The organism is Burkholderia sp. Tr-20390, assembly GCF_017104595.1.
Lineage (GTDB): Bacteria > Pseudomonadota > Gammaproteobacteria > Burkholderiales > Burkholderiaceae > Burkholderia.
The window spans coordinates 37,428-61,111 of the sequence record NZ_JAAGPC010000038.1 but is presented as its reverse complement, the minus strand read 5'-3'; the positions used below and the strand labels follow the sequence as shown (position 1 = coordinate 61,111).

General features: G+C 67.8%; 22 protein-coding genes and 1 pseudogene. 11 read left to right on the top strand and 12 right to left on the bottom strand.

Annotated features, from left to right (window positions below):
* Together G3N98_RS13500 and G3N98_RS13495 are read right to left on the bottom strand one after the other, a co-directional pair.
* A partial coding sequence (locus G3N98_RS13500) for an oxidoreductase (protein ID WP_206148440.1) occupies positions 1–853 on the bottom strand: 853 nt, incomplete at its 3' end.
* Positions 854–1,020: 167 nt separating this feature from the next.
* Positions 1,021–1,311, bottom strand: coding sequence for a DUF3331 domain-containing protein (locus tag G3N98_RS13495; protein ID WP_039366241.1), 291 nt, complete (start codon positions 1,309–1,311; stop codon positions 1,021–1,023).
* 663 nt (positions 1,312–1,974) lie between these two features.
* On the opposite strand from G3N98_RS13495, the gene G3N98_RS13490 reads away from it, so the two are divergent.
* The 9 genes from G3N98_RS13490 to G3N98_RS13450 all read left to right on the top strand — a co-directional run bounded on the left by G3N98_RS13490 (position 1,975) and on the right by G3N98_RS13450 (position 11,290).
* Positions 1,975–2,739 (top strand): SDR family oxidoreductase, encoded by a 765-nt coding sequence (locus G3N98_RS13490; RefSeq protein ID WP_206148439.1) that lies wholly within the window; start codon positions 1,975–1,977, stop codon positions 2,737–2,739.
* Between the two features lie 41 nt (positions 2,740–2,780).
* The gene (locus tag G3N98_RS13485; protein ID WP_206148438.1) at positions 2,781–3,623 is read left to right on the top strand and encodes an ureidoglycolate lyase; all 843 of its coding nucleotides are present in this window, start codon (positions 2,781–2,783) and stop codon (positions 3,621–3,623) included.
* A gap of 23 nt (positions 3,624–3,646) precedes the next feature.
* Entirely contained in the window at positions 3,647–4,924 is a 1,278-nt protein-coding gene (locus G3N98_RS13480; RefSeq protein WP_206148437.1) for an L-fuconate dehydratase, read from the top strand.
* A 43-nt stretch (positions 4,925–4,967) separates the two neighbouring features.
* A complete protein-coding gene (locus G3N98_RS13475; RefSeq protein ID WP_206148436.1) occupies positions 4,968–5,744 on the top strand; it encodes an SDR family oxidoreductase in 777 nt (258 codons plus the stop codon).
* A 12-nt stretch (positions 5,745–5,756) separates the two neighbouring features.
* Entirely contained in the window at positions 5,757–7,295 is a 1,539-nt protein-coding gene (locus tag G3N98_RS13470) for a sugar ABC transporter ATP-binding protein (protein ID WP_206148435.1), read from the top strand.
* Positions 7,296–7,322: 27 nt separating this feature from the next.
* The gene (locus G3N98_RS13465; RefSeq protein WP_206148434.1) at positions 7,323–8,360 is read left to right on the top strand and encodes an ABC transporter permease; all 1,038 of its coding nucleotides are present in this window, start codon (positions 7,323–7,325) and stop codon (positions 8,358–8,360) included.
* A gap of 97 nt (positions 8,361–8,457) precedes the next feature.
* Positions 8,458–9,399 (top strand): ABC transporter substrate-binding protein, encoded by a 942-nt coding sequence (locus tag G3N98_RS13460; RefSeq protein WP_206148433.1) that lies wholly within the window; start codon positions 8,458–8,460, stop codon positions 9,397–9,399.
* 60 nt (positions 9,400–9,459) lie between these two features.
* Positions 9,460–10,332, top strand: a complete 873-nt coding sequence (locus tag G3N98_RS13455) for an amidohydrolase family protein (protein WP_206148432.1) — start codon at positions 9,460–9,462, stop codon at positions 10,330–10,332.
* Positions 10,333–10,522: 190 nt separating this feature from the next.
* Positions 10,523–11,290, top strand: a complete 768-nt coding sequence (locus G3N98_RS13450; RefSeq protein WP_089475410.1) for a FadR/GntR family transcriptional regulator — start codon at positions 10,523–10,525, stop codon at positions 11,288–11,290.
* 30 nt (positions 11,291–11,320) lie between these two features.
* On the opposite strand, the gene G3N98_RS13445 is transcribed toward G3N98_RS13450, so the two are convergent.
* Positions 11,321–12,562, bottom strand: a complete 1,242-nt coding sequence (locus tag G3N98_RS13445; protein ID WP_206148431.1) for an FAD-binding oxidoreductase — start codon at positions 12,560–12,562, stop codon at positions 11,321–11,323.
* A 218-nt stretch (positions 12,563–12,780) separates the two neighbouring features.
* Here G3N98_RS13445 and G3N98_RS13440 point away from each other — a divergent pair, with 218 nt between their 5' ends.
* Positions 12,781–13,506, top strand: coding sequence for an SMI1/KNR4 family protein (locus G3N98_RS13440; RefSeq protein ID WP_206148430.1), 726 nt, complete (start codon positions 12,781–12,783; stop codon positions 13,504–13,506).
* A 39-nt stretch (positions 13,507–13,545) separates the two neighbouring features.
* Here G3N98_RS13440 and G3N98_RS39785 read toward each other — a convergent pair.
* The 8 genes and pseudogenes from G3N98_RS39785 to G3N98_RS13405 form a co-directional block, all read right to left on the bottom strand.
* Positions 13,546–13,677: pseudogene (locus G3N98_RS39785) on the bottom strand (Asp/Glu/hydantoin racemase); the annotation flags it as partial.
* Between the two features lie 14 nt (positions 13,678–13,691).
* Positions 13,692–15,074, bottom strand: a complete 1,383-nt coding sequence (locus tag G3N98_RS13435) for an amidohydrolase family protein (RefSeq protein ID WP_206148429.1) — start codon at positions 15,072–15,074, stop codon at positions 13,692–13,694.
* Between the two features lie 85 nt (positions 15,075–15,159).
* Positions 15,160–16,533, bottom strand: coding sequence for a nucleobase:cation symporter-2 family protein (locus G3N98_RS13430; protein WP_175239153.1), 1,374 nt, complete (start codon positions 16,531–16,533; stop codon positions 15,160–15,162).
* A 61-nt stretch (positions 16,534–16,594) separates the two neighbouring features.
* On the bottom strand, positions 16,595–17,716 hold the full coding sequence (locus tag G3N98_RS13425) for a GTP-binding protein (RefSeq protein ID WP_206148428.1): 1,122 nt from the start codon (positions 17,714–17,716) through the stop codon (positions 16,595–16,597).
* Positions 17,713–18,327 carry a UbiX family flavin prenyltransferase gene (locus tag G3N98_RS13420; protein ID WP_206148427.1) on the bottom strand — a complete coding sequence of 205 codons (615 nt, stop codon included), beginning with the start codon at positions 18,325–18,327 and terminating at the stop codon, positions 17,713–17,715. The genes G3N98_RS13425 and G3N98_RS13420 overlap by 4 nt, the downstream gene beginning before the upstream one ends.
* Entirely contained in the window at positions 18,324–19,718 is a 1,395-nt protein-coding gene (locus G3N98_RS13415) for a UbiD family decarboxylase (RefSeq protein WP_089475403.1), read from the bottom strand. Before G3N98_RS13415 ends, G3N98_RS13420 begins: the two co-directional genes overlap by 4 nt.
* An 81-nt stretch (positions 19,719–19,799) precedes the next feature.
* Positions 19,800–20,705 (bottom strand): amidohydrolase family protein, encoded by a 906-nt coding sequence (locus G3N98_RS13410; RefSeq protein ID WP_089462178.1) that lies wholly within the window; start codon positions 20,703–20,705, stop codon positions 19,800–19,802.
* 36 nt (positions 20,706–20,741) lie between these two features.
* Positions 20,742–21,644, bottom strand: coding sequence for an amidohydrolase family protein (locus G3N98_RS13405; protein WP_011354246.1), 903 nt, complete (start codon positions 21,642–21,644; stop codon positions 20,742–20,744).
* 243 nt (positions 21,645–21,887) lie between these two features.
* On the opposite strand from G3N98_RS13405, the gene G3N98_RS13400 reads away from it, so the two are divergent.
* Positions 21,888–22,778, top strand: coding sequence for a LysR substrate-binding domain-containing protein (locus G3N98_RS13400; RefSeq protein WP_089441835.1), 891 nt, complete (start codon positions 21,888–21,890; stop codon positions 22,776–22,778).
* A 9-nt stretch (positions 22,779–22,787) separates the two neighbouring features.
* Here the strand turns inward: G3N98_RS13400 and G3N98_RS13395 are convergent, their stop codons facing one another.
* Positions 22,788–23,681, bottom strand: coding sequence for a LysR substrate-binding domain-containing protein (locus G3N98_RS13395; RefSeq protein WP_206148426.1), 894 nt, complete (start codon positions 23,679–23,681; stop codon positions 22,788–22,790).
* Between the last annotated feature and the right edge of the window lie 3 nt (positions 23,682–23,684).

The window sequence follows — 23,684 nt, the reverse complement described above, 5'->3', positions numbered from 1 at the left end:
CCGCTCGGGGCACGCTCGCGGGCGCCGGCAGCCCGCGCGACTCGAACCAGCCGGACGGCCCGATGTACGCGCCGCCGGCGAGATCGGGCGAGGTTGCCGCATGAATCGCGGGCAGCGCGCCCTGGTCGGCCGGCTGCGCGAGATAACGGTTCGCGGCGCGCATCAGCGCGGCACGGGCGGGCGAGCGGTCCATCGCGGGGCCCGCGAACTGCAGGTTGGTCGCCGCGTAGCCCGGGTGCGCGGCCACGCTGATCCCGGCGAACGCCGCGCGCTCGAAACGGCGCTGCAACTCGATCGCGAACACGAGATTCGCGAGCTTGCTGTCGCAATAGGCGAGATAACGGTTGTAGCGGTGCTCGGCGCGCAGGTCGTCGACGCGGATCCGGCCGCCGCGGTTGAGGCCGCTCGACATCGTCACGACTCGCGCACGGCGCGCGGCACGCAGCGCGGGCAGCAGATGGCCGGTGAGCGCGAAATGGCCGAGGTGGTTGGTGCCGAACTGCATCTCGAAGCCGTCGTGCGTATGACGCAGCGGCAGGAACATCACGCCGGCGTTGTTGCAGAGGATATCGACGCGCCCATGGCGTTCGGCCACATCGGCCGCGAAGCGCGCGATCGACGCGAGATCGGCGAGGTCGAGCGCGTCGACTTCGACGCGGGCATCGGGATGGAGCCGGCGAATCGCATCGGCCGCCTGTGCGGCGCGGGCCGCGTCGCGGCAGCCCATCACGACCGTCGCGCCTTTCGCGGCCAGCGTTTCCGCCAGTTGCCAGCCGAGTCCGCTGTTGGCGCCGGTCACGACCGCGACTTTGCCGCCTTGCGCCGGGACGTGGCGCGCGCTCCATGCATGCATGTCTGCCTCCATCGGCGCGGCCGGGCGGCCGCGGCACGTAATCATTACATTGAGTGGTGTAACGATAGTGCGCGCGGGCGAGGCAGACAAGCGGGGGAATTAGACCGGCGCTTCTAGGGCCGGCGCACCGGATGGCGCCGCGTGCGGTGACGCGCGGACGGCAGGATTTACCTGCCGCCGGCCAGTGCGAGCACTTCGGCGGCGGAGATCATCGCGGCCGCGTTCGCGGGCGCCGGGCGTTCGGCCGGGCGGAAGACTTCGTCGCCGCGGTGGATCACCTGGCGCGACAGTGCACAGGTGCCGGTGCGTTGCGCGAAGCGGCGGCGCCAGCGCTGTTCACCGTAGTGACAGCGGCCGGGCTCGACCCAGCGGACGACGAGCAGCGTATCGGAACGTTCGAGGATTTCGACGTGAACGTCGGCGGGATCGAGCGCAGGCAGGGATTTGGAGGCCTTCATTTTGCCGTTTCCTAAAGCTCGTGCGGTTCGGTCATGGCAGTGGATGTCACTACCCGAGGGCGAATCCGTAGCGGTTTCCATGAGTGGTGCGCTAAATGTAAGCGTCTGTGACCGGAAAAAACATCCTGTCTGGCTCAAATTACCTTTTGCCGATTTAGAAACAATCCAGGCTTATTTTCTTGGAAACCACAGACAAAAACGCCCCGGACGTGAAGCCCGGGGCGGAAAATCGGCCTGCGCGCCGTGTCTGCTCGCCCAGTCACGGAGCCCATCGCCGGGGGGACGGAGGTGCCCGCAGGGATCGAACGCGGGCGGGGTGGCGATGGACCGGATGCGCAGTCCGGTACGTCATGATGGCGCGCGCATCCCGTTGAGACCCTGACGTGAACATGACTTTTTCGTCAGTTTGGCGGGATGTCGTGGGCCGCTTGTGCGAAAGAATCGACTGGAAGGCCCGCCGGTATTGGATTTGTCCGAATCCTGGGGGGTGCTCCCGGGCGCTATCGAACGTCGAATCCTTGCTCAACAGCCCGATTTCCCCACCCGGGTAAATACTGAATCCTGATTCCGTGACAAACGCGGAATCACTTCCTAAGATTGGTTGGACCTTTAGTCCTTTGTGCCAATCGGCCGACGGGTGGCCGGCTTCTTCGGGAGGTGCTCATGAGATTGCAGGGCAAACGCGCGCTGGTGACGGCGGCCGGGCAGGGCATCGGCCGCGCGACCGCGCTGCGGTTCGCGAGCGAGGGCGCCGACGTGCTGGCGACCGACATCAACGAAGCCGCGCTCGTGCGGCTCGAGGCCGACGCCGAGCGCGCGGGCGGCCGGCTGGCCACGCGTCGGCTCGACGTGACGGACGCGCAGGACGTCGCGGCGCTCGCCGCGAGCGAACGCGCGTTCGACGTGCTGTTCAACTGCGCGGGCTTCGTGCACCACGGCTCGATCCTCGACTGCGACGACGAAGCGTGGGCGTTCTCGCTGAACCTGAACGTCACGTCGATGTACCGGCTGATCCGCGCGCTGCTGCCCGCGATGCTCGAAGCGGGCGGCGCGTCGATCATCAACATGGCGTCGGCCGCGTCGAGCGTGAAGGGCGTGCCCAACCGCTTCGTCTACGGCACGACCAAGGCGGCCGTGATCGGCCTGACCAAGGCGGTGGCCGCCGATTTCGTCGAGCGCGGCATCCGCTGCAACGCGATCTGCCCGGGCACGATCGAATCGCCGTCGCTGGAGCAGCGGATCGCGGACCAGGCGCGCACGCGCCACCTGTCGACCGACGAGGTGCGCCAGGCGTTCGTCGCGCGCCAGCCGATCGGACGCATCGGCCGCGCGGAGGAAGTGGCCGCGCTCGCGCTGTACCTCGCGTCCGACGAAGCGTCGTTCACGACCGGCGCGATCCACCTGATCGACGGCGGCTGGTCAAACTGACCGCGCCCTCCCATTCACTTTCCGTATCGGCTCAACACGACATGAAACTGCTGAGATTTGGCGACAAACACCATGAAAAGCCGGGCCTGCTCGATGCGCAGGGCCATATCCGCGACCTGTCCGGCGTGATCGACGACATCGCCGGCGACGCGCTGTCACCCACCTCGCTCGCGCGGCTGCGCGACATTCCGCCGTCGTCGCTGCCGCTGGTCGAAGGCACGCCGCGGCTCGGCGCGTGCGTGGGCCGCGTCGGCAAGTTCATCTGCATCGGGCTCAACTATTCCGACCACGCGGCTGAATCGGGGATGGAAGTACCGAAGGAGCCCGTCGTGTTCGGCAAGTGGACGAGCGCGATCTCGGGGCCGAACGACGACGTCGAGATTCCGCGCGGCTCGGAAAAAACCGACTGGGAAGTCGAGCTCGGCGTGGTGATCGGCCAGGGCGGCCGCTACATCGCGGAAGCCGACGCGCTGTCGCACGTCGCCGGCTATTGCGTCGTGAACGACGTGTCGGAGCGCGAATTCCAGCTCGAACGCGGCGGCACGTGGGACAAGGGCAAGGGCAACGACACGTTCGGGCCGATTGGCCCCTGGCTCGTGACGGCCGACGAAGTGCCCGATCCGCATGCGCTGCGGCTGTGGCTGGAAGTGGACGGCCATCGCTACCAGAACGGCACGACCGCGACGATGGTGTTCCGCGTGCCGCACCTGATCAGCTACCTGAGCCGCTTCATGAGCCTGCAGCCGGGCGACGTGATCTCGACCGGCACGCCGCCGGGTGTCGGCCTCGGGCAGAAGCCGCCCGTCTATCTGCGCGCCGGACAGGTGATCACGCTCGGCATCGACGGGCTCGGCGAGCAACGCCAGCGCACCGTGCAGGCCTGATTTCCTTTAACGGACGGTTCGTCATGCCTATCATTCGATCGATGCGCGTCCTCGACGTGCGCTTCCCGACCTCGCGCCAGCTCGACGGCTCCGACGCGATGAATCCGGACCCCGATTATTCGGCGGCCTACGTCGTGCTCGAAACCGACCATGACGGGCTCGAAGGTCACGGGCTCACGTTCACCATCGGGCGCGGCAACGAAATCTGCTGCGCGGCGATCGACGCGATGCGTCACCTCGTCGTCGGCCTCGATCTCGACTGGATCCGCGAAGACATGGGCCGCTTCTGGCGGCACGTCACGTCGGACAGCCAGTTGCGCTGGATCGGCCCCGACAAGGGCGCGATCCACCTGGCGACGGGCGCGGTCGTCAACGCGGTGTGGGATCTGTGGGCGAAAGCCGAACGCAAGCCGCTGTGGCGGCTCGTCGCCGACATGAGCCCCGAGGAGCTGGTGCGCGCGATCGACTTCCGCTACCTGACCGACTGCCTGACGCCGGACGAAGCGCTCGACCTGCTGCGCCGGCAGGCGCCGGGCAAGGCCGACCGGATCGCGCTGCTCGAGCGCGACGGCTACCCGTGCTACACGACGTCGGCCGGCTGGCTCGGCTACAGCGACGACAAGCTGCGGCGGCTGTGCCGCGAAGCCGTCGACGCCGGGTTCGAGTACGTGAAGCTGAAGGTCGGCGCGAACCTGGCGGACGATATCCGCCGCGTGACGATCGCGCGCGAGGTGATCGGCCCGGACCGCAAGCTGATGATCGACGCGAACCAGGTGTGGGAAGTGGACGAGGCGATCGACTGGGTGCGCGAGCTGGCGTTCGCGCGGCCGTGGTTCATCGAGGAGCCGACCAGCCCCGACGACGTCGAGGGGCATCGCAAGATCCGCGAGGCGATCGCGCCCGTGCAGGTCGCGACCGGCGAGATGTGCCAGAACCGCGTGCTGTTCAAGCAGTTCATCGCGCGCGGCGCGATCGACGTCGTGCAGATCGATGCGTGCCGGCTCGGCGGCGTGAACGAGATTCTCGCGGTGATGCTGATGGCCGCGAAGTACGGGCTGCCCGTGTGCCCGCATGCGGGCGGCGTCGGGTTGTGCGAGTACGTGCAGCATCTGTCGATGATCGATTACATCTGCATCGCCGGCACCAAGGAAGGGCGCGTGACGGAGTACGTCGATCACCTGCACGAACATTTCGTGGAACCGTGCGTCGTGCGCGGCGCGGCGTACATGCCGCCGACGGCGCCCGGTTTCTCGATCGAGATGAAGCCCGAATCGCTGGAGCAGTACCGGTTCCGCGGCTGACACGCGTCGAGCGTGCCGACAACATGAACGACGGAGACGCGAAGTGGATTTGAATCTGCGACACAAGGTCGTGATCGTGACCGGCGGCGCGTCGGGCATCGGCGCCGCGATCTCGATGCGGCTGGCCGAGGAAGGTGCGATTCCGGTGGTGTTCGCGCGCCACGCGCCCGACGATGCGTTCTGGCGCGCCCTCGTGCAGAAGCAGCCGCAGGCCGCGTGCCTCTCGGTCGAATTGCAGGACGATGCGCAGTGCCGCGATGCCGTTGCGGAAACGGTCACGCGCTTCGGCCGACTCGACGGCCTGGTCAACAACGCGGGCGTCAACGACAGCATCGGGCTCGATGCCGGGCGCGACGCATTCGTCGCGTCGCTCGAACGCAACCTGATCCACTACTACGTGATGGCGCACTACAGCGTGCCGCACCTGAAGGCGACGCGTGGCGCGATCGTCAACGTTTCGTCGAAGACGGCCGTCACCGGGCAGGGCAACACGAGCGGCTATTGCGCGTCGAAGGGCGCGCAGCTCGCGTTGACGCGCGAATGGGCCGTCGCGTTGCGCGACGACGGCGTGCGCGTGAACGCGGTGATTCCGGCCGAGGTGATGACGCCGCTGTACCGGCGATGGCTCGACAGTTTCGACGACCCCGACGCGAAGCTGGCCGGCATCGCGGGCAAGGTGCCGCTCGGCCAACGCTTCACGACGGCCGACGAAATCGCCGATACGGCCGTGTTCCTGCTGTCGGCGCGTGCCTCGCACACGACGGGCCAGTGGCTGTTCGTCGACGGCGGCTATACGCATCTCGACCGTGCGATCAGCTGAGGGCGGCGATCCATGCAACCCGACCTGACTTCGAACGCCGCGCCACCGTTGATCGCACTGACCGGCATCGGCAAGCGCTTCCCCGGCGTGCAGGCGCTCGACGACTGCCATTTCGACCTGCGTGCGGGCGAAGTGCATGCGTTGATGGGCGAGAACGGTGCCGGCAAGTCGACGCTGATGAAGATCCTGGCGGGCGTCTACCCGCGCGACGAAGGCGAGATCCGGATGGACGGCCGCGCGGTGGAGATCGCCGATCCACGCGCCGCGCAGGCGCTCGGGATCGGCATCATCCATCAGGAACTGAACCTGATGAACCACCTGAGCGTCGCGCAGAACATCTTCATCGGCCGCGAGCCGCGCGGCCGCTTCGGCGTGTTCGTCGACGAAGACAAGCTGAATCGCGACGCGGCCGCGATCTTCGCGCGGATGCGGCTCGATCTCGACCCGCGTACGCCGGTCGGCCGGCTCACGGTGGCGAAGCAGCAGATGGTCGAGATCGCGAAGGCGCTGTCGTTCGATTCGCGCGTGCTGATCATGGACGAGCCGACCGCCGCGCTCAACAACGCGGAGATCGCCGAGCTGTTCCGCATCATCGGCGACCTGCGCGCGCATGGTGTCGGCATCGTCTACATCTCGCACAAGATGGACGAGCTGCGCCAGATCGCCGATCGCGTGACCGTGATGCGCGACGGCAAGTACGTGGCGACCGTGCCGATGGCGGACACGTCGATGGACACGATCATCGCGATGATGGTCGGCCGCCAGCTCGGGACCGAATTCCGCGCGCCGCCCGATACATCGGCGAACGACGTCGCGCTCGAAGTGCGCGGGCTGTCGCGCGGCCGCGCGATCCGCGATGTCGGCTTCACGCTGCGGCGCGGCGAGATTCTCGGCTTCGCCGGATTGATGGGCGCCGGCCGCACCGAGGTCGCGCGCGCGGTGTTCGGCGCGGACCCGGTCGATGCGGGCGAGATCCGCGTGCACGGCAAGCCCGTGACGATCCGCACGCCGGCCGATGCGGTGAAGCACGGCATCGGCTACCTGTCCGAGGATCGCAAGCACTTCGGGCTCGCGGTCGGGATGGACGTGCAGAACAACATCGCGCTGTCGAGCATGCGCCGCTTCGTGCGCCGCGGCGTGTTCCTCGACGCGCGTGCGTTGCGCGACACCGCGCAGTCGTACGTGCGGCAGCTCGCGATCCGCACGCCGTCGGTCGCGCAGCCGGCGCGGCTGCTGTCGGGCGGCAACCAGCAGAAGATCGTGATCGCGAAGTGGCTGCTGCGCGACTGCGACATCCTGTTCTTCGACGAGCCGACGCGGGGCATCGACGTCGGCGCGAAAAGCGAGATCTACAAGCTGCTCGATGCGCTCGCCGCCGACGGCAAGGCGATCGTGATGATTTCGTCGGAGTTGCCCGAAGTGCTGCGCATGAGCCACCGGATTCTCGTGATGTGCGAAGGGCGCGTGACCGGCGAATTGCGCGCGGCCGACGCCACGCAGGAAAAGATCATGCAGCTCGCGACGCAGCGCGAGTCGACCGTATTGTCCTGAATCAGACGCCGAGACGCTTACCCGATCATGTCCAACGATACGCATCCCGTTCCGCCCCTCGCGTCCGGCGACACGCCGGCCGGCGCATCGAGCCTGAAGTCGCGCTTCTTCAACCCGGCCGCGCGGCAGAAGCTGCTCGCGTTCGCGAGCCTCGTGCTGCTGATCGTGTTCTTCAGCGTCGCGTCGCCGAACTTCCTCGAAGTCGACAACCTCGTCGCGATCCTGCAGGCCACCGCGGTGAACGGCGTGCTGGCCGTCGCCTGCACCTACGTGATCATCACGTCGGGCATCGACCTGTCGGTCGGCACGCTGATGACGTTCTGCGCGGTGATGGCCGGCGTCGTGCTGACGAAATGGGGGATGCCGCTGCCGCTCGGGATCCTGGCCGCGCTGGGCTTCGGCGCGCTGTCGGGCAGCGTGTCGGGCTTCGTGATCGCGAAGATGAAGGTGCCGCCGTTCATCGCGACGCTCGGCATGATGATGCTGCTCAAGGGGCTGTCGCTCGTGATCTCGGGCACGCGGCCGATCTACTTCAACGACACGCCGGGCTTCACGTCGATCGCGCAGGATTCATTGATCGGCAACCTGATTCCGGCGCTGCCGATTCCGAACGCGGTGCTGATCCTGTTCCTCGTCGCGATCGGCGCGTCGATCGTGCTGAACCGCACGATCTTCGGCCGCTACACGTTCGCGCTCGGCAGCAACGAGGAAGCGCTGCGGCTGTCGGGCGTGAACGTCGATGCGTGGAAGATCGCGGTCTACACGTTCAGCGGCGCGGTGTGCGGGATCGCCGGGCTGCTGATCGCGTCGCGGCTGAATTCCGCGCAGCCGGCGCTCGGGCAGGGCTACGAGCTCGATGCGATCGCGGCCGTGGTGATCGGCGGCACGTCGCTGTCGGGTGGCGCGGGCAGCATCGTCGGCACGATCATCGGCGCGTTCATCATGAGCGTGCTGACGAACGGCCTGCGCATCATGTCGGTCGCGCAGGAATGGCAGACGGTCGTGACGGGCGTGATCATCATCCTCGCCGTCTACGTCGATATCCTGCGCCGGCGGCGCCGCTGACGGTCGCATTCACGCAGGCAGGTGCTTCATCGCCGGTCCCGGCCGGCGTCCCAGTCGTTCCAGTCGGTTGAGTCGATACGAAAAAAGGAGACGCGAAGTGATCAGGAGCAAGGTGTTGAACGCGATCGTCGGGCTGACGTTCGCCGTCGGCGTCACGGCCGGCGCGCAGGCGCAGGAAACCTACATCCCGCTGATCTCGAAGGGCTTCCAGCATCAGTTCTGGCAGGCCGTGAAAGCGGGCGCGACGCAGGCCGCGAAGGACTACAAGGTGAAGGTGACGTTCGAAGGGCCGGAGACCGAGGCGATGGTCGACAAGCAGATCGACATGCTGTCGGCCGCGATCGCGAAGAAGCCGGCCGCGCTCGGCTTCGCGGCGCTCGACAGCAAGGCCGCGCTGCCGCTCTTGAAGAAGGCGCAGGCCGAGAAGATCCCGGTGATCGCGTTCGACTCGGGCGTGGACAGCGACATCCCGGTGACGACGGCCGCGACCAACAACAAGGCCGCCGCGTCGCTCGCCGCCGACAAGCTCGCCGCGCTGATCGGCGACGAAGGCGAGGTGGCCGTGGTCGCGCACGACCAGACGAGCCGCACCGGCATCGACCGCCGCGACGGCTTCCTCGAACGGATGAAGTCCGCGCACCCGAAGGTGCAGGTCGTGACCGTGCAGTACGGCGAAGGCGACCAGCTGAAGTCGACCGAGGTGACGAAGTCGATCCTGCAGGCGTATCCGAAGCTCAAGGGGCTGTTCGGCACCAACGAAGGCTCGGCGATCGGCGTGGTCAACGGCGTGCGCGAGATGAAGCGCAAGGTCGTGATCGTCGGGTACGATTCCGGCAAGCAGCAGAAGGACGCGATCCGCAGCGGGCTGATGGCCGGCGCGATCACGCAGAACCCGGTCGGGATCGGCTACAAGACGGTCGAGGCGGCCGTGAAGGCGATCAAGGGCGAGAAGCTGCCGAAGGTCATCGATACCGGTTTCTATTGGTACGACAAGACCAATATCGACGATCCGAAGATCACGGCGGTGTTGTACGACTGAACGTTGCGTCGCGCGGCGGTGGCGCGCGACGCCGCCGCGGCGACCGGACACGAGGGCATCATGGGCTCAGTGCGTATCGATTCGCATCAGCACTTCTGGCGCTATCGCGCCGCCGATTACCCGTGGATCGGCCCCGGCATGGGCGTGCTCGCGCGCGACTACCTGCCCGATGCGCTGTGGCCGCTGATGCATGCGCAGGCGATCGGCGCGTCGATCGCGGTGCAGGCGCGCGCCGGGCGCGACGAGACGGCGTTCCTGCTCGATCTCGCGCGCGACGATGCGCGCATCGCGGCGGTGGTCGGCTGGGAGGATCTCGCCGCGCCGCAGCTCGCGGATCGCATTGCCGAATGGCGCAGCCCGAAGCTGCGCGGGTTTCGTCACCAGGTGCAGGACGAAGCCGATGCCGGTGCGTTCGTCGCGGAGCCGGGCTTCAACCGCGGCATCGCGTGGCTGCAGGCGAACGGCTACGTGTACGACGTGCTCGTGTTCGAGCGCCAGTTGCGCGAGGTGTGGGCGTTTTGTGCGCGGCACGACGCGCACTGGCTCGTGCTCGATCACGTCGGCAAGCCCGCACTCGCCGACTTCGAGCGCGACGACACGGCGCTCGCGCGCTGGCGCGCCGCGTTGCGCGAGCTGGGCGCGCTGCCGCATGTCGTGTGCAAGCTGTCGGGGCTCGTGACCGAGGCCGACTGGAAGCGCGGGCTGCGCGGGAAGGACGTCCGGCGCATCGAGCAGTGTCTCGACGCGGCGCTCGACGCGTTCGGCCCGCAGCGGCTGATGTTCGGGTCGGACTGGCCCGTGTGCCTGCTGGCCGCGTCGTATGACGAAGTGGCGTCGATCATCGAGCGCTGGGCCGAATCGCGATTGTCGGCGGCCGAGCGCACCGCGCTGTGGGGCGGCACCGCCGCGCGTTGCTACGCGGTGCCGACGTGAGCGCGCGGTCGTGTGCGTTGGGGCGTGGCTTCGTCGGACGAATGGCGACGGGTGCCACGGTGTGTCGATGGTTGCGGTCGCATCGATGCTGCAGCCGATGCCCGGGGCCGAACCTTTAGAATAGGCGCAAACGGTTGCGTGCGATGCGCGCGCGGCCGTCCGAAACGAAACCGATCACCAGTCCCGACGTATGTCCATCCAGCCGATTCAGAACCGCCGCCTCTACCAGCAGATCGCCGACAAGCTCAGTGCGATGATCGAGTCCGGCGATTTTCCGCCGGGCAGCTACCTGCCGCCCGAGCGCGAACTGGCCGAACAGTTCGGTGTGTCGCGCACCTCGGTGCGCGAGGCGCTGATCGCGCTCGAAGTGAGCGGACTCGTGAGCGTGCGCGTCGGCGACGGCGTGAAGGTGCGCCATCCCGAAACGGCCGCCGCACCCGAGCCCGCGCCTGTCGCTGCGGAGAAGGCCGTGCCGTTCACGATCGTCGAGATCGATCCCGAACTCGGCATCGCACTCGACCTCGATACCGAAATCCCGCCGTTCGCGTTGCTGCAGGCACGCCGGCTGATCGAGCCGGAAGCGGCGTCGCTGGCCGCGAAGCACGGCTCGGACGAGCAGATCGAAGGGATCCACGAGGCGTTCCTGCGCAACCAGGCAGACAACCTCAGCGGCTCGCTCACGCATCCGGGCGACCGGCTGTTTCACATCCGCATCGCGGAGGCGAGCGACAACGCCGCGTATGCGCTGATGATCAAGCAGCTGCTCGCGCACAAGTACGACCTGATGTTCCAGCGGCTGCAGTCGCTGTACATGCCGAACGACATGCCGCACCGGTCGGAGCTGGAACACCGCGCGATCCTCGATGCGATCCGCGCACGCGACCCGGACGCCGCGCGCCGCGCGATGGCCGAGCATCTCGACGAAGTGATCCGCATCTTCGGCCGCGCGCTCGATTGAGCGCGGGTCGAAGCGTGACCGGTTGCCCGTTCAGAAGCGATCCGCGCGATACGGCGCCGGATCGGTGAACGGCGCTTCGCCCGTCATCATCTCGGCCAGCAGGCGGCCGGTGACGGGGCCGAGCGTCAGCCCGTGATGGTTGTGCCCGAACGCGAACCACAGCCCGCGATGCGCGGGCGCGGGGCCGATCACCGGGCGCATGTCGGGCGTGCACGGCCGGAAGCCGAGCCAGGGTTGCGGGTCGAGCCGCTCGCCGAAACCGAACACGGGCCGCGCGACGCGTTCCGCGCGTTCGAGCTGCACGCCGGTGGGCGGCACGCCGCGCCGCGCGATCTCGACGCCGGTCGTCAGCCGCAGCCCGCGCTTCATCGGCGCGATCACGTAACCGTATTCGCGATCGACGATCGGCGCCGACGGCACGCCGCGCGCGGACGGCGCGTAGTGCATGTGATAGCCGCGCTTCTCGCGCAGCGGGATCGTGTAGCCGAACTTGCCGAACACCGTGTCGGACCACGGGCCGAGCGCGACGACCACGGCCGGCGCGGCCGCCATGCCGTCCTGCGTCCTGACCTGCCAGCCCGGCGACAGCGCGTCGAGGCTCGCCGCGTCGCCCGTCAGCAGCGTGCCGCCGCCTCGCACGAAGAGTTGCGCGTACGCTTTGACGAGCGCGGACGGGTCGACGACGCTTTTCGGATCGAGCCAGTGCAGCGCGCCGCAGAAGCCGGGTGCGAGGCTCGGTTCGTGCGCGCTCAGCGCGGCCGCATCGAGCGGCGTGATGCCGAGCCCGTGACGGCGCGCGGTGAGTCCGGCTTCGGTCACGCCGCGTTCGAATGCCGCGGGCGTGCGGAACGCTTCCAGCCAGCCGTTCGCGCGGATGAGTTCGCCGGCGCCGGCCCGCGCGATCAGCGCGTCGTGCTCGACGATGCAGCGCTCGATCAGCGGCAGCATGTCGCGCGACGCCGCCGCGTGACGCAGCGGTGCCGATTCCCACCAGAAACGCGCGAGCCACGGCGCGAATGCGGGCAGCGACGCGCTGTGCCAGTAGAGATCGGTCGAGCGGTTCAGCGCATAGCGCATCAGCGTGAACGGGCTGCGCGGGAACGGATACGGTTCGACCGACGAGCGCTCGATCAGCCCCGCGTTGCCGAAGCTCGTGCCTTCGCCGGGCGCGCCGCGATCGACGAGGGCGACCTTGCGCCCGCGATCCTGCAGGTGGAGTGCCGCGGAGACGCCGACGATGCCTGCGCCGAGAACGATGACGTCGAAATCCATCAGTGGTGAGTGACGGTGAGCGGCGCGTGCCCGCGATGACGCGGATGCGCCCGGGTTGGAGAGCAGTTCGAACTGCAAGCATACTCGCGACGGCGTGGGGCACCAAGAGGACGCGCGCGGCCTGCGCACGACAGGTGGCCCGCGCGCGACGATTCGCGATCGTCGTGCCGACGCGGGCAGTAGAATGCGCGGATTCCGGCCTTCGAGGGTGACACGCGATGATCGAGTTGACCGCAGCGGATTATGCGGCGGAGTTGAAGCGCTTTCGGGCGACGGGCCACGTCTGGCTCGCGGCGGACGAGATGCCGGCCGATGTCGACGTGCCGCCTGCATGGCGCGCGTTGCTCGCCGCGCCGGACGACCTGCTCGCGGACAGGCTCGTGCAGATGTGGGCCGGCATCATCGATCGATTGCCGGGCGTCGCGCAGTTCTTTCGCGACAAGCTCGCGCGTCCGGCCGTGTTCCGCAACGACGGCGGCGACGTCGCGCTGCTGTATCCGTACACCGTCGAGCACGACGACCTGAATTTCTTCATCGGCCGCGCGCCGTTGCGCGAGCGGTGGCCGGATGATGCGCCACCGTGGACTGCGCTGCCTGAAGCGCTGCGGCGTTTCCATCAAACCGTGCATGACGGCTGGACGTTCTTTCCCGCGAATTCGATGGGGCCGTTGCCGCTCGCCGATCAGGCTGCGCTTGCCGGCAAGCTCGACCTGACGCCTGTCGAGATACGCAAGCTCGGCGTGAACCCGGATCTCGTGCGCACCGTGTTTCATAACGGCAGCGGTGACTGGCTGTGCGTCGATTCGAGTGAAGCGGCCAGCGGTGGCAACCCGGCCGGGTGGTTATGGTGGCACGAGCGTCCGACCGAGCTTGAGCCCGTGGATTTCTGGGCCGTGATGAACGCGTGGTTCGAGATGTTCGTCGAGGAAGCCGACAAGCGATGATGAGACACGCCCGGCGCCTTTCGGGCGTCGGGCGTGTCGGATCTCGGTCACGGTGAAGCGCGCGAAATGCACGCTGACGCCTGGCAGCCCGGCGACGATCGCGGTCGTCAACGGTTCGAGCGCGGTGTTCGACGACGGCGTCAGGATGCCGACGCGGATGCGCGGATTCATCGCGGAGCGTCCGTTCAATCGAGCAACTGCCGCACGGCGTCAACGGCCTCGCGGCGCAGCGCGGCCAGGTCGAGGCCCGGAATCTCGCCGTTGTCCACCACGACGCGGCCGTTCACGATGTTGTACTTCACCGGCGCGGGCTCGCCGGCCGCAACCGGGGCGATTGCGTAGTCGTGGAAGCCGTTGAAGCGCGGCCCGCTCACGTCGTACAGCACGAGATCGGCGGCCTGGCCCGCCTCCAGCGTGCCGACCGCGTTCAGCCCGAGCACGCGTGCGCCGCCTTGCGTGCCCCAGTGCAGCACCTCCTCGGCGGTGGTGGCCGCCGCACCGTGCGCCGCACGATGCACGAGCCAGGCGAAATTCGCTTCGTGCGTCATGCTGCCGGATTCGTTCGACGCGACACCGTCGACGCCGAGCGACACCGGCACGCCGGCCGCCGCCATGCGCGGCGCGGGCGCGATGCCGCTGCCGAGCCGCGCATTGCTGACGGGGCAGTGCGAGCAGCCGGTGCCCGTTTCGGCGAGCAGCGCGATTTCGTTCTCCTCGAGATGGACGAGGTGCGCGAACCACACGTCCGGGCCGAGCCATTCGTGTTCGGCGACGAATTCGACCGGCAGCTTGCCGTAGCGCTCGCGACAGAAGTCCACGTAACGCGTCGTCTCCGACAGGTGCGAATGCAGCCGCAGGCCCATCCCGCGCGCGGCGCGCGCGACTTCGGGCAGCAGGTCGGGCGGCAGCGAGAAGGTCGGTGTCGTCGGGGCGACGACCACGCGCCGCATCGATGCCGTGCCCGCGTCGTGATAACGCGCCTTCAGCCGCTCGATGTCGGCAAGCATCTGGTCGAGCGTCTCGGGCTGCAATGCCGTGCCGGCGAAGCCCGGATGATCGCCGGCCGCCTGCAATGCGCCGCCGCGGCACAGTACGAAGCGCATCCCGAAGCTGGCCGCTTCGTCGAACAGCAGGTCGCCGGTCTCGGTCGTGCCGCCCGCGTGATACAGGTAGTGATGATCGGCGCAGGTCGTCACGCCGGACAGCAGCAGCTCGGCGAAGCCGAGCCGTGCGGCGATGCGCGCGAGTGCCGGTGTGAAGCGCGCGACGCGCGGATACGGCACGGCCGCGAGCCATTCCTGCAGGCCGGCGTTGATCCCGGCCGGCACGGCCTTCAGCAGGTTCTGGAACAGGTGGTGATGCGTGTTGACCCAGCCCGGGTAGACGACGCAGTCGGTCGCGTCGATCACGCGTTCGCCGGGCAGCGGTGTGAGATCGGGCGCAATCGTCTCGATCCGGCCGTCGCGGATGCGCAGGTCGGCCTGGCCGAGCCGCGCGGCGTCGCCGGTGCGGCCGCTCATGACCGCGATCGGGTTGCGGATCAGCAGCGAAGAAGAAGGAACGCTCATGGTCGGGTCTCCTCGGATACGGATAGTCGGGTTGTTGTTCGCCAGGCGCCGCGCGGGCTCGATGCCGCGCGCGGCATGCAGCCCGTCAGTCGCACTCGCGCGCCATCGGGCTGCCGTGCGCGGCGTCGGCATGGACGTGCGATTCAACGGGGGCGGCCGCCGGCACACCGTTGAGCAGCGCGTTGAGCAGCACCGACACGAGGCATGCGAGCACGACGCCGCTGTGCAGGAACGGCTGCGTCCAGTCGGGCATGTGCGCGAACACCTTCGGCGCCATCACCGGAATCAGCGCGGTCGCGATCGTGAAGCCGACGATCAGCACGTTGTAGCGGTTGCCTTCGAAGTCGACTTTCGCGAGCGTCTGCACGCCGGCGGCGACCACCACGCCGAACATCGCGATTCCGGCACCGCCGAGCGCGGCCGACGGCGTCGACGCGACGATCGCGCCGATCTTCGGCACCAGCGCGACGACGCACATCAGCATGCCGCTGACCGCGACGATCCAGCGGCTGCGCACGCCGGTCAGGATCACGAGCCCGACGTTCTCCATGAACGCGATGAACGGGAACGCGGCGAACGTGCCGGCGATCGCGCTCGCGACGCCGTTCGCCCGCAGCCCGCGTACGACGTCCTCCTCGCTCACCTGCTTCTCGACGATGTCGCCGATCGCGACGAACAGGCCCATCGACTCGACCATCTGCACGATCATCACGACGACCATCGTCAGCACCGGCACGATCGCGAACACCGGCGTACCGAAGTGGAACGGATAGGGCACGGTGAACCATGGCGCGGCGGCGACGTTCGTGAAGTTGCCCATCCCGAGCGCGATCGCGAGCAGGCTGCCCGCGACGAGCCCGATCAGCACCGACAGGTTGCGCAGGAACGCGTTCGCGAAGCGGTTGACCGCGAGGATCACGACCGCGACGACGAGCGCGACCGCGAGAAACGACAGCTCGCCGAACTGCAGCTTCGCCGCGTCGCCGCCGCCGGCCCACTGGTACGCGACCGGAAACAGCTGCAGACCGATCACGGTGACGATGCAGCCGGTCACGACCGGCGGGAACAGGCGGCGCAGCCGGCCGACCAGCGGCGCGGCGAAGGTCGTGATGATGCCCGCGCCGATCACCGCGCCGCACACGCCGGCGAACCCCACGCCCGGCGTCAGGCCGATCGCGATCACGGGGCCGACGCTGCTGAACGCGACGCCCTGCAGGATCGGCAGGCGCACGCCGAGTTTCCAGACGCCGACCGTTTGCAGGATCGTCGAGATGCCGGAACAGAACAGCGCGGTGCTGATCAGCACGGTCGTGTCGGCGGGCGACATCTTCAACGCCGATGCGACGATCAGCGGCACCGCGATCGCGCCGATATAGGCGACGAGCATGTGTTGCAGGCCGAGCGTCAGCATCTGGCGGCGCGGCAGGACCCGATCGACGGGATGTGAAGCAGCGTTCATGGGCGTGTCCTCTGAAGTTCGTTTGCGGGCGGGCGCGCGATGCGCCCGCCTGGCGTGCCCGTCAGGCCGCGACCGCCGCGGCGAGACAGGCATGGAAACGGTCGGTCAGCGCGGCGCGATCGAGATCGCGGCCGATGAAAACGATGCGTGACGAGCGCGGCTCGCACCCCCACGCCTGCGCGGCGCGCAGTTCGATCACACCGTGCACGCCCTGCAGCACGTAGCGTTGCGCGCGGCCCTGCACGGCGAGGATGCCTTTCATCCGGAACAGGTTCGCGGTATCGGCGCGGCGCAGCTCGCCGAGCCACGCCTCGAGCGCATCGAGATCGACGTCCGCGTCGACTTCGATGCCGACCGACGACACGCTGGCGTCGTGTTCGTGATGATCGTGATCGTCGTCGTGTGCGTGGGCTTCGTGCGCGTGGTCGTCGTGCTCATGCTTGTGCTCGTGCTCATGCGCGTGCGCGTGTTCGTCCGCATGCGGCGCATCGGCCTGCAGCCCGTCGCTCTCGACGAGGATCTGCGCGAATTCGTTCGCGCCGATGCCGAGGATGCGATCGAGATCGACCTGCGCGTAGCTCGACGTGACGATCTCCGCCGTCGTGTTCAGCGCGCGCAGCCGCGCGGTCAGCGCATCGACGTCCGGTGCGTCGACGAGGTCGACCTTGTTGATCACGATGCGGTCCGCGCAGACGATCTGGTCGACCGCCTGGTTGTCGCGGCCGTCGAGCACCAGATCGTCGAGGTGCGCGCGGATATGCTTCGCGTCGACCATCGTGACGACCGCGTCGAGCGCGACCTCCTTCGCGATCGGATCGTCGAGGAAGAAGGTCTGCGCGACCGGATACGGATCGGCGAGGCCGCTCGTCTCGACGATGATGTGATCGAGCCGGTCGGGGCGCGCGACGAGCATCCGCACGATCCGCACGAGATCCTCGCGCACCGCGCCGACGCAGCACACGCAGCCGTTGGTCATCTCGTAGATTTCCTCGGTCGATTCGAGCACGAGGCCGCCGTCGATGCCGATCTCGCCGAACTCGTTCTCGATCACCGCGATCTTGCGGCCGTGCTTCTCGCGCAGGATGTAGTTCAGCAGCGTGGTCTTGCCCGCGCCGAGAAAGCCGGTGAGCACGGTGACCGGAATCTTCTCGACGTCGCTGTGGGTGGTGTGGATGTGGGTCATGAGGCATCTCCGTTGAGTCGGTTGGGCTGCGGGTTCGGCTGTGATGCGTTGTCTTTCCAGCGACGGACGGTGCGGGAATCGAGGTCGAACAGGTCGAGCACGCGGCCGAGCGTGTGGTCGATCATCTGGTCGAGCGAAGCGGGGCGCGCGTAGAACGCCGGCACCGGCGGCGCGACGATCGCGCCCATCTCCGTGACGGTGGCCATGTTGCGCAAATGCGTGAGCGTGTACGGCGTCTCGCGTGCGAGCAGCACGAGCCGGCGGCGCTCCTTCAGCACGACGTCGGCCGCGCGCGAGATCAGGCCGGAGGAAAGACCGCTCGCGATCTCGGCGAGCGTCTTCATCGAACACGGCGCGACGATCATCCCGAGCGTGCGGAACGACCCGCTCGAAATCGGCGCCGCGATGTCGTCGCTGCGGTACAGCACGCTCGCGAGCGCGGTGATGTCGGACAGCCGGAAGTCGGTCTCGTGCGCCATCGTCAGCGCGGCGGCGCGCGACACGACCACGTGCGTCTCGATGTCGAGGTCGCGCAGCAGCGCGAGCAGCCGCATCCCGTACACGAAGCCGGATGCGCCGCTGATGCCGACCACGAGCCGCCGCGCGCTCATCGCGACGCTCCGCCGAGTTGCGCGATCACGTGCGCGGCACGCTGCATCGCGGCGTCGCCGACGCGTGCGCGCACGCCGTCGAAACGCGAGCCGCGCGTCGCGTCGATCCCCATCCGCGACGTCGTGCCGTCGGCCGACGACGACGGATCGAGCGGGCTGCCGGGCAGGCCGTCGACGACGAACAGGTCGCGGTGCGGCTGGAAGTGCGTCGCGATGGCCCACAGCACCTGCGCGTCGTCGGTGATGTCGACGTCGCTGTCGACCGCGACCACGTTCTTCAGGTACGGATCCCAGCCGAGCAGCGCGAGCATGATCTGGCGCGCCTCGCCGTCGCGCGACTGCTTCAGCGCGACGTAGCAGTGAAAGTGCGTACCGGAATTCGGATAGTGGATCGCGGTGACGGAAGGAAAGCGCGCCTTCAGCTTTTCGCTCATCTCGGCTTCGCGCGGCAGCCGCGCGAGCGTCAGGTGCTCCGCATACGGGCCGCCGACCACGTCGACGAGCCATGCATCCTTGCGCCGCATCATCGCGTCGATGCGCAGCACGTTGTTGGTCGAGCGGTCCGACGAGTAGCCGGTGAATTCACCGAACGGGCCTTCTTCCGCATGCGCGTCGGGATCGATCGTGCCTTCGAGCACGAACTCGGCGGCGGCCGGCACGCCGATGCCGTGGCGCGGCGTGCGCACGAGCTGCAGCGGCGCGCCGAACAGCCCGCCGGCAATCGCGCGCTCATCCGCGCCGAACGGCACGCGCGCGGCGGCCGCGAGCATGAACAGCGGATGCGCGCCGATCACCATCGCCACCTTGAGCGTGTCGCCGCGCGCCTTCGCGGTCTGCAGCATCCGCCACAGATGGCCGCGCGAATGCAGGCTCGTCGCCAGCGCGTTGCGCGCATGCGGCATCGAGCGGTGGTAGCTGAGGTTCGCGACGCCCGTCACCGGATCTTCGGCGACGATCACCGCGTTGGTCACGTAGGGCCCGCGATCGGTTTCGAAGTGGCGGATCATCGGCAGCTGCGCGAGATCGACCGCGTCGCCTTCGGTCACCTGATCGAGCACGGGGCCGTGCGGCACGACGACCGGCGCGACGGGTGCGTTCGCACGTTGCTGCCACGCGTCGAACAGGCCGTTCGCATCGACGCCGAACAGCCGGCCGATGCGCGGTCGGGACGCAAATACGTTGGTGACGAGCGGTGTCGACAGACCGTCGACGCGCTCGCAGACGAGCATCTCGTGCCGCCCGCGCGCGGCGAGCGACGCGACGACGGCCGTGACGTCCTGGTCGGCGGACAGCGGCTGCGCGAGCGTCAGCACGTCGTCCGGAAAGCGTTCGCGATAGGCGTTCGCGAAGTGATGAAAATCCTGCTGCTCGGCGAAAAGGCTGGACGCCATGATGCACTCCGTCGGATGCGGAAGGGGAAAGGCCGGATCGCGCGCGTGTTCAGAGCGGCACGCGATCCGGCTGCCGGCGCGTTACAGGTAGGTCGACGTGAGGCGCTTCTGCGCTTCGTCGAGATCCTTCGGCGGCTTGGTCGGCTCGATGCCGACGAGGCGGGCGATGTTGTTGCCCATGTAGTCCTCGAGGCCGTCCTCGTCGAGATCCATCCCCTGCGGCGCGGGCCCGCACAGCATTTCCAGCTCGCGCAGCCACATGCCGGGTTCGTTCGGCGGCGAATCGGTGCCGAACACGATCTTGTTGCGCGGCAGCTCGCGGGCGAACTCGACGATCCGCGACTGGTAGCACCAGCCCGATTCGCAGTACACGTTCGGCGTATCCATCGCCATCCAGAACGCTTCGAACGAGTAGTTGCCACCCGTCTGGATTCCGAAGTGACCGATGATGAAGTTCACCATCGGAAACTCGCGGATGATCGGATAGAACTGCGTCGGGATCGTGTACGGTCCGTCACCGGTATGGATCAGCACGACGATGTTGTACTTCGCGCAGACCTTCATCGCCGGGCGCAGCCAGTCGAGCGCGCGATCGGGCCGGTAGCCGTGCATGTTCGCGTGCAGCTTCACCATCTTGAAGCCGTACTCCCTGATGTGGAATTCGAGCTCCGCCGCGCCGTTCTCCGGGCCCCAGCGCGGGTTGTACGTGAAGTTGCCGATGAAGCGGTCGGGGTATTTCTGCGTGAGCTCGGCGATATACGCCATGTAGTCGCGAATGCCTTCACGGCCGCGGCGGTTGCCGTCGCGATAGCCGGTGTTGCCCGGCGGCGGCTGGATGAAGCCCATGTCGATGCGGCGCGGCTTGCCGTTGATGATGTACGGGCCGTCCATCATCTTCAGCAGGCGTTCGCCGGTGAACGGTTCGCCGGTGTGGCGCCACGCCTCGTCGACGAGGTTGGTCGGGTGCAGGTGCGTATCGATGATCATGCAATGCTCCGGAATCGGGAGAGAGGGGCGCGGGCGTCAGGCGGCGAGCAGCGCTTTCGCTTCGTCGACGGTGCGCGGCGCGGGCGTCGGTTCGAGGCCGATCATTCGCGCGGTGTTGTTGCCGAGGTAATCCTCGAGCGTGTCCTCGTCGAGATTCATCCCTTGCGGCGGATCGAAGCACAGCACCTCGAGCAGCCGCAGCCACATGCCCGGTTCGTTCGGCGGCGTGTCGGAGCCGAACAGGATCTTGTGCTTCGGCAGCACCTTCGCGAATTCGACGATCCGCGACTGCAGGCACCAGCCCGATTCGCAATACACGTTCGGCAGGTCCATCGCGAGCTGGAACGGCTCGAAGCAGTAGACGCCGCCCGTCTGCACCCCGAAGTGCGCCATGATGAAATTGACCGTCGGGAATTCCTTGATCATCGGCACCCACTCGGTCGGGATGCTGTACGGGCCGTCGCCGGTGTGCAGCTTCACGAGCACGCCGAGTTCCGCGCATTTCTTCAGCGCGGGGCGCAGCCAGTCGAGTGCGCGATCGGGCCGGTATGCATGCATGTTGGCCTGGAACTGCACCATCTTGAAGCCGAGCTTGCGCACGTAGTGATCGATCGCGTTCACGCCGTTCTCCACGCCGCAGCGCGGGTTGTAGACGAAGCAGCCGATGAAGCGGTCGGGGTGCTTGCGCACCATCTCGACCGTGTACGCCATGTACGCGTCGATCGATTCGGTGCCCGACTTCTCGCCGTCGGTATACGTGTAAATGGTGTTGCCTTGCGGCGGCTGGATGAACGCCTTGTCGACGCGGCGCGGTTTGCCGTTGATGAGGAACGGGCCGTTCATCGTCTCGATCAGGCGCTCGCCGGTGAACGGCGGGCCGTCGTGACGCCATGCGAGGTCGACGAGATTCGTCGGGTAACAGCTGGTGTCGATGATCATCTACTCGATCTCCTTGAGAGGAACCGGAAAGGCCGGTTGCCGTATCGCGGGCAGGCACGTCGATGAAGCGACCTGTCGGTCGGATTCATGCGGCCCTTTGCAAGGCGCATTATTTTTTTGCGCCTTCCCCTCGCCGGCATCGAGTGACACACTGCGACGTGCACTGCTGCTTGGGACCGAGTGTCACCAGCCGAATGTGCTCTGTACAATATTTTTTACTGACGCTCTTGATACGTTTGCGATATGGACATGCGTGTGTTGCGTTACTTCGCGGTGCTGGCCGACGAACTGCATTTCGGGCGCGCGGCCGCGCGGCTCCATATCTCGCAGCCACCGTTGAGCCAGCAGATCCGGCTGCTCGAGGAGCAGCTCGGCACCGCGCTGTTCGTGCGCTCGCAGCATCGCGTCGAATTGACCGAGGCAGGGAAAACACTGAAGGAGCAGGTGCCGCTGATCGTCGCGCAGTTCGATCGCGCGATCGATCTCACGCGTTGCGCGGGGCGCGGTGAAGTGGGGCGGCTTGCGGTCGGCATCATCAGCTCGGCGATGGTCGTGCCGATTCCGCGTGCGTTGCGCGTGTTCGCCGAGCGCCATCCGCACGTGCACTGGTCGCTGCACGAGATGACGCCCGCCGCGCAGATCGACGCGCTGAAGGAGAAGCGGCTCGACGTGTGCTTCTTCCGGCTGTTCCAGGACGACCCGTCGATCCGCAGCGAGATCGTGGTGCGCGAAACGGCCGTGGCCGTGCTGCCGTCCGGCCATCCGCTCGCGTCGCGCGACGCGATCGCGCTCGGCGAGCTGGCCGGCGAGCAGTTCGTGTCATTCGGCTTGCGGCATTCGCAACTGGCGCGCTTCCTGCAGCAGAGCTGCGTCGATGCGCGCTTCACGCCGCGGATCGCGCACGAGGTCGTCGAGGTGCACACGCTGCTGTCGCTGGTGCGTGAAGGGCTGGGCGTCGCGCTGCTGCCCGCGTCGTCGCGGCAGATCTCGACGGGCGGCGTCGCGTTCGTGCCGCTGCTGCCGCCGGCGCTCGAGGTATCGCTGCAGGCGCGCTACCGCGCGGACGATACGTCCGCGGTGCTCGGCGCGTTTCTCGACACCGTGCGCGAGGTCGCGGCGGAGTTCAGCGCGTAGCGGCGCGCGTCAGCACGCGAGCGACTGCGCGACCAGCGTACCGATCGCGTCGACCAGCGGCTTGACGCGCGCATGCCGCTCGCGTGGCCAGATCGCATGCAGGTTGTAGTGCGTCGGAATCGCGATCGTGCAGAGTTCGACGAGCCGGCCGTCGCGGCGCGCATCGGCGGCGAGCAGCCCGCGCACCAGCCCGGCGCCGAGCCCGGACGCGAGCGTCGCGACGAGCCCCGCCGCGTTGTCGAACACGGCGATCGTGTCCGGTTCGACGGGTTCGAGGCCCGCCGCTTCGAGCCACGGAATCCACGACCGCTTCGTATAGCCGAGCAGCGGCAGTTCCAACACCTGTTCGGGCGTGAGCGGCGCCGTCAGCCCGTAACGTTCGAGCAGCGCCGGCGCGGCCATCGCGGTCAGCCGGTCGGGGCAGACCAGCGTGCTGTCCACGCCTTCCCATTCGCCATAGCCATAGCGCAGCGCGACATCGACGTGGTCGAATGCATCGCGATCATGGCGCGGCGCCGACAGCACCGTCAGCGTCGTGCCGTCGAGCGTGCGCATCAATGCCGGCAGCCGCGCGGGCAGCCAGCCCTGCATCAGTTCCGGATCGACGTCGAGCCGGAGTGACGGCCCGGCCGTGCGCCCCTTCACCGACGACAGTGCGCGATCGATTTGCTCGAGCCCGTCCGACAACTGGTTCGCGAACAGCGTGCCGGCATCGGTCAGCATCACGCGGCCGCCGGCGCGGGCGAACAGCGGCTGGCCGATGAATTCCTCGAGCGAGCGGATCTGCTGGCTGATCGCGCTGTGCGTGAGCGCCAGCTGGCGTGCCGCGCTGGAAAAGCTGCCGACCCGCGCGGCGTGCAGAAACGCCTGCATCGACTGGATCGAAGGGTATCGCTTGAGCATCTG